The organism is Streptomyces sp. NPDC050759, assembly GCF_044456945.1.
GTDB lineage: Bacteria > Actinomycetota > Actinomycetes > Streptomycetales > Streptomycetaceae > Streptomyces.
Map to the genome: position 1 here is coordinate 301,184 of NZ_JBITGI010000007.1, position 15,267 is coordinate 316,450.

A 15,267-nucleotide genomic window follows, 5' to 3' on the forward strand; every position below is an offset into this window, starting at 1 on the left:
CGTTCACGCGCGCGTAAGGAGCACAGATGAGCCCCGATCATCCACCAGGACTCGATCTCGACCGGCTGCGCGGCCTTCTCGACCGCGAGCGGCCCGGCCTGGTGCACGGCCCCCTGACCGGCCGGCTGATCGAGGGCGGACGGTCGAATCTCACCTACGCGGTGTCGGACGGCACGTCGAAGTGGGTCGTACGACGGCCCCCGCTGGGCCATGTCCTGGCCACCGCGCACGACATGAAGCGCGAACACCGGGTCATCAGCGCCCTGCATCCCACGGATGTGCCGGTGCCCAACCCTGTCCTCCTGTGCGAGGACGAGGACGTGCTCGGATCGCCCTTCTACGTCATGGAGTTCGTCGAGGGCACCCCGTACCGCACCGCCGACCAGCTCGCCCCCCTCGGGCCCGAGCGCACCCGCGACGCCGTGCTGTCCCTCGTCGACACCCTCGTCGACCTGCACGCGGTGGACCCCGCCGAGGTGGGCCTCGCGGACTTCGGCCGCCCCGAGGGCTTCCTGGACCGCCAGCTGCGCCGCTGGGGCAAGCAGCTGGACGCCTCCCGCAACCGCGACCTCGCCGGCATCGACGAGCTGCACGCGACCCTCGGCCGCCGTCTGCCGCAGTCCCCCGCGGCCACGGTCGTCCACGGCGACTACCGCCTCGACAACGTCCTGATGGGCGACGACGACGAGATCAAGGCGATCCTCGACTGGGAGATGTCGACCCTCGGCGACCCGCTCACCGACCTCGGCCTGCTGGTCATGTACAGCATGCCGCTGGGCATGCCCGACTCCCCCGTCTCCACCACCGCCGAGGCCCCGGGCCACCCGGATCCGGCCGAACTGGTCGCGCGGTACGCCGAGCGCTCGGGGCGGGACGTCTCCGCGGTGTCCTGGTACACGGCGTTCGCCTGGTTCAAGCTCGCCGTGATCCTGGAGGGCATCCACTACCGCTACACCCTGGGCCAGACGGTCGGCCGCGGTTTCGACCGCATCGGCGACCTCGTCCCGGTCTTCATCCAGCACGGTCTGACCACGCTTCACGACGGCATCCAGGAAGGCTGATCATGGACTTCGCGTTCGACGCGCGCACCGAGGAGCTGCGCGCCAAGCTGCTCGCCTTCATGGACGAGTACGTCTACCCCGCCGAGGCCGTCGCGGAGGAGCAGCGCGACCGGCTGGCCTCGCCGTGGGACACCCCGGCCGTGGTCGAGGAGCTCAAGGCCGAGGCGCGCAGGCAGGGCCTGTGGAACCTCTTCCTGCCCGACGCCGAGTACGGCGCCGGCCTCACCAACCTCCAGTACGCCCCGCTCGCCGAGATCACCGGCCGCTCCCCGCAGCTCGCGCCCACCGCGCTGAACTGCGCCGCGCCCGACACGGGGAACATGGAGGTGCTGAGCCAGTTCGGCGACGAGCAGCAGAAGAAGCAGTGGCTGGAGCCGCTGCTGGCCGGTGAGATCCGCTCGGCGTTCGCGATGACCGAGCCGGAGGTCGCGTCCTCCGACGCCACGAACATCACCACCCACATCGAACGGGACGGCGACGGGTACGTCGTCACGGGCCGCAAGTGGTACATCTCCGGGGCGATGAACCCGGACTGCAAGATCTTCATCGTGATGGGCAAGACCGACCCGGACGGCGCGGACATCCGCCGCCAGCAGTCCATGATCCTGGTCCCCCGGGACACCCCCGGCGTCACGGTCAGTCGGGCGATGCGGGTCTTCGGCTACGAGGACCACTACCACGGCGGCCACGCCGAGGTGATCTTCGACCACGCGCGCGTACCGGCCTCGAACCTCATCGGCGAGGAGGGCGGCGGCTTCGCCATCGCCCAGGCCCGCCTCGGCCCCGGCCGGATCCACCACTGCATGCGGCTCATCGGCATGGCCGAGCGGGCGATCGAGCTGATGTGCCGCCGCGCGGTCTCCCGCGACGCCTTCGGCAAGGCGCTGGCCCAGCAGGGCGTGGTCCACAACTGGATCGCCGACGCGCGCGTCACCGTCGAACAGCTCCGCCTGCTGGTCCTGAAGACGGCCTGGCTGATGGACACGGTCGGCAACCGGGGCGCCCACACCGAGATCCAGTCCATCAAGATCGCCACGCCCCGCGCGGTCGTCGACATCATCGACCGGGCGATCCAGCTGCACGGCGCGGGCGGAGTCAGCCAGGACTTCCCGCTGGCCGAGCTGTACGCCGGTGCCCGCACCCTGATGATCGCGGACGGCCCGGACGAGGTGCACCAGCGCTCGCTCGCGCGACGGGAGCTGAAGAAGTACCTCTAGGAGGCGCTCTACGGCCGCAGGGCCCGCAGGAGGAGGTCGGCCAGGTGGTCGGCGACCTCCTGCGGGCCCATCGGGCCGTCCGGGCGGTACCAGGTCGACAGGTGGTGGACGGATCCGAAGTGGTAGTCCACGACGAGATCGGCCGGGGTCGCCTTCGAGAAGACGCCCGCTTCCTGGCCCTCCTCGACGAGCGCGCGGAAGCGCTCGTGGTACTTCCGCCGCTCGGCGCGTACCTGCTTGTTCTTCTCGGGGCTCAGGTGGTGCATGGAGCGGAAGAAGATCATCGCGTCGTCGAGGTTCTCGATCGTGGTGACGACGACGTCGGCGGCCGCTGCCCGCAGCCGCTTCTCGATCGGCTCGTCGGCGTTCGCGAGCACGTCGAGGCGCTCCTGCTGGACGCGCAGCACGCGCGCGTACACCTCGTGCAGCAGGTCGTCCTTGGAGCCGAAGTAGTGGTACAGCGCCCCCTTGGTGACGCCGGCCGCCTCGACGATCTCCTGCACGGAGGTGCGGTCGTAGCCCTGCTCGGCGAAGAGCCGGGTGGCGGCGGCCAGCAGCCGCTGCGGGACGGGCGTACCGTCTCCGTCCGTCGTCCTGGGCACTGTGCCGCCACCTGCCTTCCGAGAGGTCATTCGCTGTTGTGCGGTGGGGAACGGAGTTCCCGCCGGAGGATCTTCCCACTGGCCGTCTTCGGCAAGTCGGGCAGGATCTCCACCTGCCGCGGGTATTTGTAGGCCGCCAGTCTCTCCTTGCAGTACGCGGCCAGCGCATCGGGGTCGGTTTCCGCACCCGGACGGAGGCTGATGTACGCCTTGACGGTCTCCCCGCGGTACCCGTCGGGCACGCCGACGACGGCCGCCTCGCGCACCGCCGGGTGCGTGTACAGCACGTCCTCGACCTCGCGCGGCCACACCTTGAAGCCGGACGCGTTGATCATGTCCTTCTTGCGGTCCACGACGTACAGCCAGCCCTCGGGGTCCATGAACCCGATGTCACCCGTGCGCAGCTCGCCGTCCGGGAAGGTCTCGGCGGTCGCCTCCGGCCGCCGCCAGTACCCGGGCACCACCTGCGGCCCGCGCACGACGATCTCGCCCTGCTCGCCGAAGGGCACCTCGGCGCCGCTGTCGTCGACGATCCGTACGACCGTCTCGGGCCCCGGCACGCCCACGGCGAGCGTCCCGGACACCGGGTCGACGGGCGCCTCCCGCTCCGGCGGCACGGAGGCACAGGGCGCGGAGCACTCGGTCAGCCCGTAGCCGTTGCGGATGTACGGCCCGAAGCTGGCCCGGAACTTCTCCACCAGGGCGGGCGGCAGCGGGGCCCCGCCCGAGGAGATGTTGACGAACGACGAGAAGTGCTCGCGGGTGACGTCCGGATGGGCGGCCAGGGCCATGAAGGCGGTCGACGGGCCGACCGTGTAGTGCGGCCGGTGCTCGGCGAATGCCTCCAGGACGACGCCCGCCTCGAAGCGGTACGCCAGCACGAGCGTGCCCACGCTGTTCAGACACGCCCCGAGCTGGCAGACCATCCCGGTGATGTGGAACAGGGGCGCCAGCGCGAAGTACACGGGCGCCTCGGGCAGCCCGAGCCCGGTCCGCTGCCGCTCGGCGTTGTACATGATGTTGCCGTGGGTGTTGGTGGCGCCCTTGGGCGTGCCACTGGTCCCCGAGGTGTAGCTGATCAGCGCGATGTCGGAAGGCGCGGCGTCCCGTGCTTCGGGTGCCTTGTGCCCGGCCCGGGCGACGGCGACCAGGTCGTCGGCGTCCTCGGCCTGCGGCAGCCGCTCGAAGGTGAGCACGCGCGCGTCCCCGCGGGTCTGGAAGTCCAGCTCGCACCCGGTCAGCACGATCCGCACCGGCGAGTCTGCTGCCGTCTCGCGCAGATACGACTCCCAGGCCCGGTCGGAGCAGATCAGCGCGGCCACCTCGCCGTCCCGCAGGACATGGCCGACCTCCCCCGACTTGTACATGGGGTTGACGGGCACGACGACCGCGCCCGCCTTCCAGGCACCGAGCAGCGCGAGCACGAACAGGGGCGAGTTCTGGAGCAGGATCGCCACCCGGTCGCCGCGTTCCAGACCGCGAGCGGCGAGGTGCCCGGCGACGGAGTCGCTCAGCTCGTCGACCTCGCGGTAGCCGAGCCGCCCGTCGAAGTAGGCGAGGAAGGGGCGCTCGGGCGCCTCGGCGACGGCCCGTCGCAGGGCGTCCACAAGTGAGTCGTCGGGCTCGATCGGCCCGCGTTGGGCCTCGCTGAGCAGACCCAGCCAGGGCTTGGCGGCGTACCGGGACTCGCTCACCGGACCTCCTCCCACTTGCGCTGGAGGTGGTTCATGCCGGCCAGCCAGCGATCGGGCTCGGCGGCCCGCGTCCGGTAGTACTCGGCGACCTCCGGGTGCGGCAGGATCAGGAACCGGTCCTCCTCGATCCCCCGGAACAGCGCCTCGGCCACGTCCTCCGGTTCGACGGCGGTCGGCTGGAGCACCAGGTCCCCCGCGGTCCCGGTGGCCGCGAGCATGTCGGTCCGCACGCCTTGCGGACAGATCGCGTGCACCTTGATCCCCCGGTGCCGGTACGTCAGCGACAGGTACTCGGCGAAGGCGTACGCCCCGTGCTTGGTGACGGCGTAGGGAGCGGCCCCGATCATGGTCAGCAGCCCCGCGGCGGAAACGGTCGACACGAACCGCCCGCTGCCTCGCTCCAGCCACCCCGGAAGCAGCGCGTGGGCGGCCCGCACGTGGGCCATGACGTTCACGTCCCAGGAGGTCGTCCAGACGTGTTCGTCGAGCGGAGAGTCGACGTTCCCCCCTTCGAAGGCGACGCCGGCGTTGGCGCAGTAGACGTCGACGTTGCCGCCGAGCGCGTCGAGGGCGTCGGAGACGACGGCGGAGGCGTCCCCGGCGACGGCGATGCCGCCGATCTCCTCGGCCACGGCCTTCGCGCGCCCGGCGTCGAGGTCATTGACAACGACCCGAGCCCCCTCGGCAGCGAACCGCCGCGCGAGCGCGGCCCCGATGCCACCTCCCGCCCCGGTCACAACCACTCCGGCACCCTGCAGGGCTCCCACCATCGGTCTCCTTCGACTCCGGCTCGACTGCAGGCCCAGACTAACCGGTCGGTATGTTGAAGGAAAGGGTGAGGGAAACCTCCCCACGGCCCGCGGCAGCGCCTACCGTGCACCTCATGCGCCTATCCAGACGAGCTCTCCTCGCAGCGACAACGGCAGCAGCCTCACTCACCTCCGCTTCCCCCGCCCACGCAACCCAGCCCAGCCGCAGGCGAACCGGTTTCGAGAACCTCTCCGCATCCGGTTACGAACAACTCCGCGGCCAGCGATGCGGCATCGTCACCAACCCCACCGGCGTCACCCGAGACGTCCAGCACATCGTCGACGTGATGCACGCCGACACAAGGGTGACCGTAGGGGCCGTCTTCGGCCCCGAACACGGCTTCCGGGGCACCGCGCAGGCCGGCGGCTCCGAGGGCCGCTACGACGACCCCGCGACCGGCCTCCCGGTCTACGACACGTACCTCAAGAGCGGCCGGCCCCTCGCCGACATCTTCACCGCCTCCGGCGTGGACACGATCGTCTTCGACATCCAGGACGTGGGCGCCCGCTTCTACACGTACATCTGGACGCTGTACGACTGCATGGAGGCGGCCCAGCTCGCGGGGAAACGCTTCGTCGTCCTGGACCGCCCGAACCCGGTCACCGGCCGTGCGGCCCAGGGCCCGGTCCTGCACAAGGAGTTCGCGACCTTCGTGGGCAGACAGCCCATCTCCCAGGCACACGGAATGACCGTCGCGGAGCTGGCCCGTCTCTTCAACGGCGAGTTCCTCACCTCGCCCGTCCCCCTGGACACGGTCCTGATGACGGGCTGGAGGCGCTCGGAGTTCTACGACGCCTGGAACCTCCCCTGGGTCCCCCCGAGCCCGAACATGCCGACCCCCGACACCGCCCTGGTGTACTCCGGCACCTGTCTCTTCGAGGGCACGAACCTCTCGGAGGGCCGCGGCACCACCCGCCCCTTCGAACTGCTGGGCGCCGAGGGCATGGACGGCCGCTGGGCCGCCGCCGCCAACGAACTCGGCCTGCCCGGCGTGCACTTCAGGGAGGCCTACTTCGCCCCGACCTTCTCCAAGTTCCAGGGCAAGACGGTCGGCGGCGTGCAGATCCACGTCCACGACCGGCCCGCCTACGATCCCGTCCGCACCGGCATCGCCCTGCTCGTGACCGCCAAGAAGACCTGGTCAGGCTTCGGTTGGCGGGCGGACAACTGGATCGACAAGCTCACCGGTTCCACCCGGGTCCGGACGATGATCGACGCCGGCGCCGGTGTCGACGAGGTCGTGGCGGGGTGGCGGGAGGAGCTGACGGCTTTCCGGCGGATTCGAAAGAATTACCTCCTCTACGGATGAGCCGTGGAGTATGGCCAACTTCGCCCGGTAGTAGGACGATGCGCACCACTACGGGGACGAGGTGGTCGGTGATGGCGGATCCGGCGATGAGTGTGACGCCGTACTGGGAGCTGACGTTCGACGCGGACGGTGACCCGGACACCGGCCGGCGGTACCGGCTGCTCGCGGAGGTGGTGGACCGGGGCGTCAAGGATCTGGTCGTCTTCTCGCACGGCTGGAACAGCGACCGCTCGGGGGCGACCCGGCTCTACAGCAGCTTCTTCGCACCGTTCCCGCAGCTCGCGCCGGCGGCGAGACTCGGGTACGTGGGGGTCGTATGGCCGTCGATGCGGTTCTCCGACGAGCCGATCCCGGACTTCCCGCGGGCCGTGGCCGCCGAGATGCCGCCGCGTCCGGTGCTCGACAAGGACACCCGGCACGCCCTGCTCGAGACCTTTCCGGGCCGGGCCACCGTGATCGACCAGTTGTCCCGGCTGCTCGATCAGCAAGCTCCGGAAGAGGCCGAGCTGGAGGAGTTCGGGCGGCTGGTGGGGATGCTGGTGGACGTCGTGCCACCGGGTCCGCAGGCGTTGTTCGCGGCCGACACGCTGGCGGAGGGGGTGCCGCAGGACGAGCCGGAGATGTTCGCCGGGCCCGCGGCGACGGTGTGCGAGGAGTTCGCGCGGGCCCTCGCCCAGCTCGAATCGCCGGGCGGAGCGGAGGGGTTCACGATTCCCAACCCGTGGGACGGGGCGCACGAACTGCTGCGGCAGGGCACGTACTACGCGATGAAGCGGCGCGCGGGCACGGTGGGCGAGCGCGGGCTCGGCCGGGTGATCGGGCAGCTCGCGAAGGCGGCGCCCGGGGTGCGGGTGCATCTCGTGGGGCACAGCTTCGGGGGTCGGCTGGTGTCGTTCGCACTGCGCGGGCTGCCGGAGGGGGTGCGGACGGTCAAGTCCGTCACGCTGCTCCAAGGGGCCTTCTCGCACTACGCGTTCGCGACCCGGCTGCCGCACGACACGCGCGCGGGAGGTGTGCTCCAGGGACAGCAGAACCGCGTCGACGGGCCGCTCGTGTGCTGTTTCTCCCGCCATGACTCGGCGCTCGGCACCCTGTATCCGTTGGCGTCGCGCATGGCGGGTGACGCCCAGGGCGTGGCGGCCTTCGACCTCGGCCGGACCCTGGGCGCCAAGTGGGGGGCGATGGGCCACGACGGCGTGCAGGCGGTACCGGGCACACCGTCCTTCACCCTGGCCGACGCCCTCGGGAAGCTGCCCGCGAAGGGCTGCGTGAACGTCGACGCGGCGGCCGTCGTCAGGCGCGGTGGACCGCCCGCGGGCGCGCACAGCGACATCTGCCACCGCGAACTGGCCCGACTGGTGCTGGCGGCGGGCCGTATTCGCTGACCCGCCGCCGGCCGTCGGTCTAACGGTGCGAGGTGAACTCCACCACCTGCTGGAAGGTCGGACGGTTCTGCCAGCTGATGTTGTAGTGCTTGATGCCTCCCAGGGTGCGCTGCACGATCGAGTCGGCGCACCACTGGTCGCCCGCCGAGCACAGGTCGTCGCCGGGGTAGACCTGGGCCGCGGTCTTGCCGGCCGCGGTCTTCAGGGTGCTGATCAGGATGTCCCGGCAGGCGCCGAGGCTGCCGCCGCCGCAGTACTTGTCCGCCAGCGGACCCCGCACGCTCTCACCGAGCACCGCGCGGACGTCCTTGTCGACGTAGCTCCACCAGCCGTACTGGAAGGAGCTGCCCGCGTGCGCGCCGGTGGGTCCGTGCGCGGCCGACGGGGTCTCGTCGACGGGCAGGTTGGCCTGGAAGGCGGTGTACAGGCCGGTGCCGAGACCCGGTTCGAAGATGCCCTTGGCCAGCAGCGGCCACCACGCGTCCAGGATGCGGACCGCGTCGGCGTCGGCGTACTTCTTCGAACCGGCCGACGTCTCGGTGCGCTTGCCACCGGCCGTCAGCCACGCCTGCAGCTTGGTCACCGCGGCCGCGGCCGTGGAGTCGGTGACCGTCGTGCTGTTGATCACCTTGAGCAGGTCCGGGAGGACGTCCTCGGCGCGCAGGTCGGCGAGGGAGGCGTCCGCCATGGCCTTCACCAGCGAGGCCCGGGTGACCCCGCCCGCGGCGACCAGCTTCTTCACGCGGTCTTCCAGCAGATTGCCGCGGTGCACGGACCCGTCGCCCCAGGAGGCCGTCGCGTAGTCGAGCGCCTGTTTGTTGTTCCAGGAGACGTAGTAGTCCTGGTCGATGGAGTTGGGGTGGGCGGAGGCCGGCGTGTAGTCGGCGGTGTTCGTCGTCGGGTTCCAGTTCCTCCACTCGTACGCCGTCTGCGCCCACACCGGGAACTCGGCGTCGACGCCGGACGCGCGGACCGGGTTGTTGCCGCTGTTGTAGTACGCGGTGTGCGTGGAGTCGGCGTAGAACCAGTTGAAGGTGTAGTTGATGTGCTGCACCGCGCTCTGGAAGGTCCCCGGGCTCTTGACGTAGTCCGGGTCGTTCAGCATCTGGAAGCCGATGATCGAGTCGGCCTCGTGCAGGTAGGAGGAGCGCAGGGTGGTGTAGGCGACCTTCTTGCCGCCGACGGTCGCCCGGTACTCGACGGGGCCGTACTTCGTGCGCCAGACCCTCATCGTGTACGACCCCGCGGCGGTGCCGTCTGCCGTGGTCGGGGCCCAGGAGTTCTTCTGCTCGATCTTCTCCATGGCCGTGCAGGTGCCGCGGTACAGGTAGTGGTAGTCGTCCTGGCACAGCTCGACGGCGTAGGTGTCGATGATGTCCTGGCCGGAGGTCGTGGCGGACCACGAGTAGTCCTGGCCGCGGCCGAGTTCCACGTACATGCTCAGGCCCGCGAAGGAGGCGCCGCGGGCGCTGATGCCCGGGCCCTGGATCTCCTGGAGCATGAGGAGCTGGGGGGCGAAGTAGCCGGTCTGGGGCCCGAAGACGGCGACCGGGTGACCGCTGGCAGTGTACTTCCCGCTGACGACGAGGGCGTTGGACATGCCGCGCTTGGCCGAGGTGAGGGCGTTCGCGGTCGCCGCGGCGGACGCCGCGCTCGCGCTCTGGTCGGCGCCGGTGCCCGTGGGGTCGTAGACGAGTGGTTCGGTGGTCACCGAACCGGCGTCGGGCAGCGCCTCGCCCTGCGGGTTCGCGGGCTTGGCGGCGTACGGGAAGCTCTCGCCGTTGTGGACGGTGAGGACGGCCTCGGGGTCGTTGCGCTCACGGAAGGACTCCCAGACCTCGGTGCCCTTCGTCACGCCGTACCGCTCCTGGGCGGCCATCAACGAGATCGCGTTGTTGACCTCACCGCCGCCCCCGGAACCGAACAGGGAACCGATGACGGAGGCCAGCGCGACCAGGTCGGTGATCTTGAAGTGGTCGATGGTGCCGGCGTTGGTGACCGAGTCCTTGTGGCCGGTCAGGACGTACTCGCCGGGGAAGTAACGGCCGCTGTCGGAGGCGTCGATGTAGGAGTTGATGCCGGCGAGGTAGGCGTTGGCGTCGGCGAGGGCCTGCTGGCCGCGGGCGCCGTTGGTCGCGACCGCGTTGTCGATCTGCGCCTGGAGGTCGGCCTCGCTGTAGGGGGCGTTGCGCCAGAACTGCTGTTCCAGGCCCTGGTTGGAGGCGGCGCCGCCCGCGAAGGCGGTGAGCTGGCCGCGACCCACGTGCCGGAAGACGTCCATGAGCCACAGCCGGTCCTGGGCCGCCGCATAGCCGGCGCCGAACTCGGTGCCGTATCTGGTGGTACCGGTGATGTGCGGCACGCCCGTCTTCTTGTCACGGACGATCGTCACGTCGGTGCGGCCGGCGGGACTCAGGGTGGAGGCGACTTGATCGGACGGGACCCCGAACGACGCGTCGTTGAAGAACGTGTTGATCGTGGAGTTGGTGAGGGCCGAGTAGCCCTTGGCCAGGTTGGCGTAGGGGCCGAGCTGGTCCTCGGCGTGGTCGGGCTGGGTTCCGAAGGCCTGGTTGAGGAGGACCTGTGCGAGGGTCGCGTTGCCGTTCTCGCCGGGCGGCAGGATGTCGGAACACTGGCCGCCGCAGTAGTCGTTCGCCGCCGTGGCCTCGGCGGCCGACGCCGTCTGGGCAAGCGGGGACAAAAGACCGGCAATCAGGACGCATATGGATGCGGTCTTCAGGAACCCGGTGAGTCTGCCGGGAGTTCTCAGTCTGTCGAGTGCGGTGCGTGAGGTGCGCCGTGGCATGGCAACTCCAACCGACGGGGGGTGTGGCCGGACGTTACCGCCGGTATCCCCGAGATTGAAGATGAACATGCGTCAAGTTTTGACAGGGTCCTCGAGCTTATGGGGGGCATCGGAAATCGGATGGAGCCAAATCGCTTGTCGATACGTCTATTCGGCAACGTCGTGCGAAGTCCGCACGACGACAACGCCGAAGTGACCGAAGTACAGGTGCAGGTGTGACGGAGGTGCAGGGCGATGGCCGGTTTCCGGAGTCTGGCGAGACAGGTGCGAGACCCGCGGTGCGATCTGGCGCTTCGGCGCTACTCGCTGCGCAAGTGCCTTGAGCGGTTCGCTCCTTACGGGCACAGGGCGACCTGGGACCACTTGTGCTCCCGGGCGGGATTCGGTCCCGAGGACCGCTCCCCCGACCCGGCGCGGCTCGTGGCCGCACTGGAGGAGTTGGAGGAGGCGCGTTCGGTCTGGCTGGCCTACGAGGTCGAGTTCGCCGAGCGGCGCAAGAAGGAGAAGCACGACGGGTTGCGCAGGCCGGGCAGTGTGGACGACTGGCACCGGCTGACCTGGGGCGGTTTCGGAGTCGCATGGTGCGACGATCCCCGGGTGCACCCCGATGACTCACTGGCCGAGGTGCTGCGCAGGCTGATCTCCGCGCTGGAGCGTGAACCGGGCGCGGTGTGCCCGGTGTGCGACGGAGAGCGGCTCGTCTGGAAGTACGAACTCGACCACGAGCCCTCGACCGGACCGGTCTGCACGGACTGCGGGATCCTGGTGCCGCGGCCCGTGCTCACACCCGACGCCCTGGCGGACGCCAGGCGCGGACGGTTGCTGATGTCGGCCTAGAGCGTGTGGGCGCACCGGGGGTGCGCCGGGGATGCCGCACCCCCTGTTTGACGGTGTTGAACCGTCGGTGCCGCCTGGCACCATCGAGGAATGGTGCAGGTGTGTCTCAACGGCCCGCGCGGGGCCGCCGACGGAACGGCGGTGCCGCTCACGCCCGAGTCCATGGCGCAGGCGGCGGCCGAGGCCGTCGCGGCGGGCGCCACGGACATCCATGTCCACCCCAAGACACCATGCGGGCGGGACAGTCTGTCGCCGCGGGTGGTCGCGGCGACACTCGAGGCGATCCGTGCGCGGGTGTCGGTCCCGGTCGGAGTGACCACCGGCGCCTGGGCGGAACCGGACCCCGCGGCCCGGCTCGCCCGCGTCCGGGGCTGGACCGTGCTGCCCGACCACGCCTCGGTGAACTGGCACGAGGAGGGTGCCGAGTCGCTGGCCGAGGCCTTGATCGACCTGGGCGTCGGGGTGGAGGCGGGCATCTGGTCGGGCACGGACGCGGCGGCCCGGTTCGCGGTGTCTCCGCTCGGACCGAAAGTGCTGCGGGTCCTCGCCGAGGTGACGGACCCCGACGCGCCGGAGACCTCCGCGCGCACGCTCCTCGCCGAGCTCGGTCCGGCGCACGGCCGCCCCGTGCTGCTGCACGGCGAGGACGGCGGGGCCTGGCCGGTGCTGCGGCTGGCCGGCCGCCTGGGACTCGCGACGAGGGTCGGCCTGGAGGACACGCTGATCCTGCCGGACGGTCAACGAGCCGTGTCCAACGCCCAGTTGGTGACCGAGGGACTGGTCCAGTACGGGTGGGCCCGGCGGTCGTCGTAGGAGCAGGGTGTCGTGTGCCGGGCGGGGGCCCGCCGCCCGTACGACCGCTCAGCAGCGTTCGTCCGTCGTGTCCTGTCGTTCCGGCTCCCGGCGTCCGTTCTTCCGTCGGCCCCCGCCCTGCTCCACCAACAACCGCGACCCGGTCAGCCGGTCGCCGAACACATCGTCCGGGTTGGACAGCACACACGTGTCGAGGGAGAGGCAGCCACAGCCGATGCAGTCGGTGAGGTGGTCGCGGAGGCGGTTCAACTGCTTGATGCGTTCGTCGAGTTCGGAGCGCCAGGCCTCGGAGAGGCGGGCCCAGTCCTCGCGGGTGGGGGTGCGCTCCTCGGGGAGTTCGGAGAGGGCGTCGCGGATCGTGGCCAGCGGGATGCCGACGCGTTGGGCGGCCCGGACGAACGCGACCCGGCGCAGCGCGTCACGTGAGTAGCGGCGCTGGTTGCCCGTGGTGCGGCGGCTGCGGATCAGGCCCTTGGACTCGTAGAAGTGCAGGGCGGAGACGGCGGCACCGCTGCGGGCGGCGAGCTGGCCGACCGTGAGCTCATGGATCTTCTCGGGAATCTGGGGCACCCCTCGAAGCCTACCCATGCCCTCACCCTCGCGGTCCGTTGACAGGGGCTCCCCGGCCGACCATGCTAAGCAGTCGCTTAGACATCATGTGGCGAGGAGGCCGGGACATGGCAGAGCCGAGGATCTTCACGGGCGCGGACGACCTGAAGGCGGCGGTGGGCGAGCAGTTGGGGCACACCGACTGGCTGGAGGTCGACCAGAAGCGCATCGATCTGTTCGCCGACGCCACCGGCGACCACCAGTGGATCCATGTCGACCCGGAGAAGGCCGCCGCGGGTCCCTTCGGCACCACCATCGCGCACGGCTATCTCACCCTGTCCCTCCTGCCGCTGTTCGGACCGCAGCTGATCAAGGTCGAGGGCGTGAAGATGGGCGTCAACTACGGGACGAACAAGGTCCGTTTCCCCGCACCGGTACCCGTGGGCTCCCGCCTGCGCGCCACCGCGCAGATCACCGGCGTCGACGACGTGGCGGGCGGTGTCCAGGTCACCGTCGCCTTCAGCGTGGAGCGCGAGGGCGGCGACAAGCCGGTGTGCGTCGCGGAGTCGGTGTCGCGGTACTACCTGTAGGCGGCTACTTGGTCGCGCCCACCATGCGCAGCACGAGGTCGGCGTCGAGCGCGCCGACCTCGTCGGGCGTCCAGGGTCCGTCGACGTTGAACCAGCGGGCCACGTCGACGCAGAGCGACATGACGGCGAGGGTGGTGCCCCGCACGTCGAGCACGTCGAACTCGCCGGAGGCCACGCCGTCCTCGATGATCCCGCGGATCTCGGCGTTGCACTGCCGGCGCAGGGCGAGGATCTCGGCGCGCGCGTCGGGGCCGAGGGAGTCCAGTTCGTACTGCACGACCCGGGCGGTGGTACGGCCGCCCGCGTGCCAGCGCACGAAGGAGCTCACCGCGTCCGCGAGCCGCTCGGTTGCGGTGCCCTCGCGGCGGGCCGCGACCTGGAGGATCTCCAGTGCCTTCGCGTGGCCGATCCTGCTGATGCGGTGGAGCAGCTCTTCCTTGGTCTTGTAGTGGATGTAGAGCGCGGCGGGGCTCATGCCGGCCCGGCCCGCGATGTCCCGGGTCGTGGTGGCGTGGTAGCCACGCTCGGCGAACGCCTCCACCGCGGCAATGAGCAGCCGCCGTGCCGCGTCGGGCGTGACCTCGCCCCACGCCGACGTCTCGCCACCGGCCGTCTCCTCCGCCGTAGTCATCGCACGCCCCTCTCCACTGTCAGAACCCCCACCATACCGCCGAACCTGAGCGAGCGCTTAGCCACCCTGCGCTGCGCGGGCTGGAGCGGAGGGGGTACGGGGGCGTGCTTGAGCAGCGGGGCGCGTGGCGCAGGCCGCGAGCCTCACCAGCGCGGCGCCAGCCGCAAGCCGGAGCAGCGAGGTGTGGGCCGTAGCTTCACCGGACGCGGGCGGTGGGGGGAACCGCTCGACGTGGGGGCACAGTCGAGGTCGCTCGAGATGTGCGTGGCGTGTTCGCCCGTCCTGGAGCGCAGCTTGAGCAGCACCTCGCGCTCGGGGTGCAGCCGGGCGTGGCCCACGAGCCTCTCCAGTAAGTACACCCGGTCCCTGCGGTTGTCGGGCAGGGAGGGCTGGACCGCGAGACGGGTGCGGTGGGGCGTTCGAAGCCGACCGCGCCGAGGCCTCGTAGAGCCCCCGCCCCGCGCCCCCGCCGCCGCGGTCCACGCCCTGCGTCCGGCCAAGCAGGCCGGGGTCGGAGTTTCGCGAAGCCGACCCCCGGGCCGGACCCCTCAAAGCCGGCCGCTGTCCGACCACCCGAAGCCGACCACAGGCCGGACCCCCGAAGCCGAACCCCCACCCAGCCAGCCACCGAGAAGCCGACCCCAGGTAAAACCCCCTCCCGGCCCACCCCCGTCACAGCTTCTCGAAGGGGTCGTGTTCGGCGAGGAGTTTCTCCAGGCGGGCCTGGTCGACTCGGCTGATGATCTGGCCGGCCTCCTGGCGGTCGCGGATCACCTTGGCCAGGGTGAAGGCCGAGGTGACGAGGTACAGGACGGCGATCGCGAGGAAGCCGCGCACCCAGGCGTCGGCGTTCAGGCGGAAGATGCCGACGGCCGTGGCGGCCATGGCCACGGCGAAGGAGGCGACGGCCTGGCCGTAGAAGGCGGCCGTGTTCTGCTGCTTGACCGGTGTGTCACTCATGGC

At 70.6% G+C, this 15,267-nt stretch carries 14 protein-coding genes and 1 pseudogene; 7 read left to right on the forward strand and 8 right to left on the reverse strand.

The annotated features are described in order from the left end of the window. Window positions 1-26 precede the first annotated feature (26 nt). Both ACIBJB_RS22770 and ACIBJB_RS22775 read left to right on the forward strand, forming a co-directional pair. Window positions 27-1,061, forward strand: coding sequence for a phosphotransferase family protein (locus ACIBJB_RS22770; protein WP_398932918.1), 1,035 nt, complete (start codon window positions 27-29; stop codon window positions 1,059-1,061). 2 nt (window positions 1,062-1,063) lie between these two features. Beyond that, window positions 1,064-2,278: an acyl-CoA dehydrogenase family protein gene (locus ACIBJB_RS22775; RefSeq protein WP_398932919.1), complete on the forward strand. Its 1,215-nt coding sequence runs from the start codon at window positions 1,064-1,066 to the stop codon at window positions 2,276-2,278. 8 nt (window positions 2,279-2,286) lie between these two features. On the opposite strand, the gene ACIBJB_RS22780 is transcribed toward ACIBJB_RS22775, so the two are convergent. The 3 genes from ACIBJB_RS22780 to ACIBJB_RS22790 are packed head-to-tail and all read right to left on the reverse strand — an operon-like array spanning window position 2,287 to window position 5,344. Further along, window positions 2,287-2,880 carry a TetR/AcrR family transcriptional regulator gene (locus ACIBJB_RS22780; protein ID WP_069761261.1) on the reverse strand — a complete coding sequence of 198 codons (594 nt, stop codon included), beginning with the start codon at window positions 2,878-2,880 and terminating at the stop codon, window positions 2,287-2,289. Between the two features lie 26 nt (window positions 2,881-2,906). Then, a complete protein-coding gene (locus ACIBJB_RS22785) occupies window positions 2,907-4,574 on the reverse strand; it encodes a class I adenylate-forming enzyme family protein (protein WP_398932920.1) in 1,668 nt (555 codons plus the stop codon). Continuing rightward, entirely contained in the window at window positions 4,571-5,344 is a 774-nt protein-coding gene (locus tag ACIBJB_RS22790) for an SDR family oxidoreductase (RefSeq protein WP_398932921.1), read from the reverse strand. The genes ACIBJB_RS22785 and ACIBJB_RS22790 overlap by 4 nt, the downstream gene beginning before the upstream one ends. 113 nt (window positions 5,345-5,457) lie before the next feature. On the opposite strand from ACIBJB_RS22790, the gene ACIBJB_RS22795 reads away from it, so the two are divergent. Then, complete coding sequence (locus ACIBJB_RS22795; protein WP_398932922.1) at window positions 5,458-6,693, forward strand: exo-beta-N-acetylmuramidase NamZ domain-containing protein; 1,236 nt, start codon at window positions 5,458-5,460, stop codon at window positions 6,691-6,693. A 71-nt stretch (window positions 6,694-6,764) separates the two neighbouring features. Further along, the gene (locus ACIBJB_RS22800; protein ID WP_398932923.1) at window positions 6,765-8,078 is read left to right on the forward strand and encodes a serine-threonine protein kinase; all 1,314 of its coding nucleotides are present in this window, start codon (window positions 6,765-6,767) and stop codon (window positions 8,076-8,078) included. A gap of 19 nt (window positions 8,079-8,097) precedes the next feature. On the opposite strand, the gene ACIBJB_RS22805 is transcribed toward ACIBJB_RS22800, so the two are convergent. Beyond that, on the reverse strand, window positions 8,098-10,884 hold the full coding sequence (locus ACIBJB_RS22805; protein WP_398932925.1) for a penicillin acylase family protein: 2,787 nt from the start codon (window positions 10,882-10,884) through the stop codon (window positions 8,098-8,100). Window positions 10,885-11,118: 234 nt separating this feature from the next. Here ACIBJB_RS22805 and ACIBJB_RS22810 point away from each other — a divergent pair, with 234 nt between their 5' ends. Next, window positions 11,119-11,721, forward strand: a complete 603-nt coding sequence (locus tag ACIBJB_RS22810; RefSeq protein WP_057614408.1) for a hypothetical protein — start codon at window positions 11,119-11,121, stop codon at window positions 11,719-11,721. A 90-nt stretch (window positions 11,722-11,811) separates the two neighbouring features. Then, the gene (locus ACIBJB_RS22815; RefSeq protein ID WP_398932926.1) at window positions 11,812-12,534 is read left to right on the forward strand and encodes a 3-keto-5-aminohexanoate cleavage protein; all 723 of its coding nucleotides are present in this window, start codon (window positions 11,812-11,814) and stop codon (window positions 12,532-12,534) included. Between the two features lie 48 nt (window positions 12,535-12,582). Here the strand turns inward: ACIBJB_RS22815 and soxR are convergent, their stop codons facing one another. Continuing rightward, window positions 12,583-13,104: a redox-sensitive transcriptional activator SoxR gene (gene soxR, locus ACIBJB_RS22820; protein WP_398932927.1), complete on the reverse strand. Its 522-nt coding sequence runs from the start codon at window positions 13,102-13,104 to the stop codon at window positions 12,583-12,585. Between the two features lie 107 nt (window positions 13,105-13,211). Between soxR and ACIBJB_RS22825 the strand changes: the two genes are divergently transcribed. Beyond that, window positions 13,212-13,673: a MaoC family dehydratase gene (locus tag ACIBJB_RS22825; RefSeq protein ID WP_398932928.1), complete on the forward strand. Its 462-nt coding sequence runs from the start codon at window positions 13,212-13,214 to the stop codon at window positions 13,671-13,673. Window positions 13,674-13,677: 4 nt separating this feature from the next. Here ACIBJB_RS22825 and ACIBJB_RS22830 read toward each other — a convergent pair whose 3' ends face one another. The 3 genes and pseudogenes from ACIBJB_RS22830 to ACIBJB_RS22840 all read right to left on the reverse strand — a co-directional run bounded on the left by ACIBJB_RS22830 (window position 13,678) and on the right by ACIBJB_RS22840 (window position 15,264). Then, the gene (locus tag ACIBJB_RS22830; protein ID WP_398932929.1) at window positions 13,678-14,304 is read right to left on the reverse strand and encodes a TetR/AcrR family transcriptional regulator; all 627 of its coding nucleotides are present in this window, start codon (window positions 14,302-14,304) and stop codon (window positions 13,678-13,680) included. Window positions 14,305-14,561: 257 nt separating this feature from the next. Beyond that, window positions 14,562-14,780 (reverse strand): annotated as a pseudogene (locus ACIBJB_RS22835) (DUF6716 putative glycosyltransferase); the annotation flags it as partial. Window positions 14,781-14,976: 196 nt separating this feature from the next. Next, window positions 14,977-15,264, reverse strand: coding sequence for a YiaA/YiaB family inner membrane protein (locus tag ACIBJB_RS22840; protein ID WP_398932930.1), 288 nt, complete (start codon window positions 15,262-15,264; stop codon window positions 14,977-14,979). Window positions 15,265-15,267 lie beyond the last annotated feature (3 nt).